General features: G+C 35.8%; 3 protein-coding genes. All 3 read right to left on the bottom strand.

Annotated features, from left to right (window positions below):
- Positions 1-43: 43 nt before the first annotated feature.
- Positions 44-748, bottom strand: a complete 705-nt coding sequence (gene folE, locus E1171_RS01915; RefSeq protein WP_155203537.1) for a GTP cyclohydrolase I FolE — start codon at positions 746-748, stop codon at positions 44-46.
- A complete protein-coding gene (locus E1171_RS01910; RefSeq protein WP_155203535.1) occupies positions 705-1,118 on the bottom strand; it encodes a 6-pyruvoyl trahydropterin synthase family protein in 414 nt (137 codons plus the stop codon). Before E1171_RS01910 ends, folE begins: the two co-directional genes overlap by 44 nt.
- 61 nt (positions 1,119-1,179) lie before the next feature.
- The coding region (bla, locus tag E1171_RS01905; RefSeq protein WP_155203532.1) for a subclass B1 metallo-beta-lactamase at positions 1,180-1,817 on the bottom strand (638 nt) is incomplete at its 5' end.

Raw genomic sequence — 1,817 nt, 5'->3', positions numbered from 1 at the left:
AAAAATGGGTTGAGCTACGTTTTTAAATTGTCCTTTACTGGAGTTACAATTTATGTTTCTGCAATTTAATGTAGCTCAGAAATTCATTCTTATATTTTTCTTGTTTAAAAACCCCACTATAATGAGAGGTAACTGTTCTACTATTGGTATCGTTGACACCTCGAGAAGCAACACAAAGATGGTCGGCGTCCAATACAACAGCCACATCCTCTGTTTGAAGCACCTCCTTTAACTCATTTGCAATTTGAACCGTCAATCTTTCTTGAACCTGCGGCCGTTTAGCAAAATACTGAACAATTCTGTTGATTTTCGATAAACCGATAACCTTCCCGCCTGAAATATAAGCTACATGAGCTTTCCCAATAATGGGTACAAAATGATGTTCGCAATTGGAATAAAAAGTGATATCTTTTTCCACCAACATTCCATCGTAATTGTATTTATTCTCAAAAAGCCTTGCTTTTGGTTTATTCTCAGGATTTAGGCCACTAAAAATTTCCTCTACATACATTTTAGCGACACGACGTGGAGTTCCATTCAAGCTGTCATCGGTCAAATCCAAGCCCAAAATCAGCATAATTTCCCTAAAATGATTTTCAATAAGCTCAATCTTCCGCTCATCGTTGATATCAAAGGCTCCTTCACGGAGAGGAGTTTCAAAGGAAGTACTTATGTGCTCGTTGCCCATCTCCTCCACATCAAACTCATTGCTGAGCGGGGTATTCAACAAAATTTTTTTTGGTTTCATATAACTGTATCTTTAAATCGTATTTATTGTCTATTTGCTTCCTCAGAATATTCCAAATAACCACTGCAATATTTTCGGCTGTAGGGATAAGTTTTTTAAATTCATTGGTATCTAGATTTAAGTTTTTATGATCAAATTTATCAACTACATTAGTTTTGATCAGGACACTCAACGCTTTCATATCATACACATAACCAGTATCAGGGTTTATATCTCCGGTTAACTTTACCACCAACTCATAGTTATGTCCGTGATAATTAGGGTTATTACATTTTCCAAAGATATCACTATTTTTCTTATCTGACCACTTTGGGTTATACAACCTATGTGCAGCATTAAAATATTCTTTTCTACAAACAGTTAATTTCATCGGACCTTATAAAAATTAATTCATATAGTAACGGTCAATTATAAACTAAGCTTAATTCGCCCTACTTAGGGGTCTCTTTTGACCTTTCAAACAATTTAATGGTATATTCAAGTAATGCTAAATCTCCCGTTTTTCCATGTCCTGGAACCACTAATTTGGCCTTGTGGTACTTGTTCTTAACCTTAGAAACGGTATTTGACCAAACCTTAACATTACCGTCACCTACATAACCTCTATTAGCATTTAGCTCCTTAACCAAACACCCTCCAAACAATACTTTTTCGCTCGGCATATAACTCACTATATTGTCTGTTGTATGCCCTTCCCCCATAAACTCATTGAGGATCCATTTATTACCAACTCTTAGTTTCAGCTTATTTTTAAAGCCATTTTTAGGAATAGGCATTTTCTCACTTTTGGCTAATTCAATGGTCAAATCGCTAGCGTAGGACTCAATCCCAGCCTGATGAAAAACTTCCAACCCGCCTAAGCAGTCTTCATGAAAATGACTAACCACTACACCAATAATCTTACATTCAAGCCCATTTTGGATCCATTCTATTAATTCTTTAGTTGCGGTTTCATTGGTTGGGGTATCAAAAACCACCGCTTTTCCCTTTTGAACATAAACTACCCCATTGCAAGAAACCTTTCCAAAACTGGAAGTCTCTAAAAAGGATTTATGAACAAAAGTATTTT

The sequence above is a fragment of the Xanthovirga aplysinae genome (assembly GCF_009711365.1).
Classification (GTDB): Bacteria; Bacteroidota; Bacteroidia; order Cytophagales; family Cyclobacteriaceae; genus Xanthovirga; species Xanthovirga aplysinae.
Note: the sequence above shows the minus strand (reverse complement) of the source record. Positions and strands in the feature narration are given on the sequence as shown.

What these genes read in the sequence shown, in the direction of transcription:
- folE (WP_155203537.1), bottom strand. Translation starts at nt 748, where the DNA reads ATGAAACCAAAAAAAATTTTGTTGAATACCCCGCTCAGCAATGAGTTT.
- E1171_RS01910 (WP_155203535.1), bottom strand. Translation starts at nt 1,118, where the DNA reads ATGAAATTAACTGTTTGTAGAAAAGAATATTTTAATGCTGCACATAGG.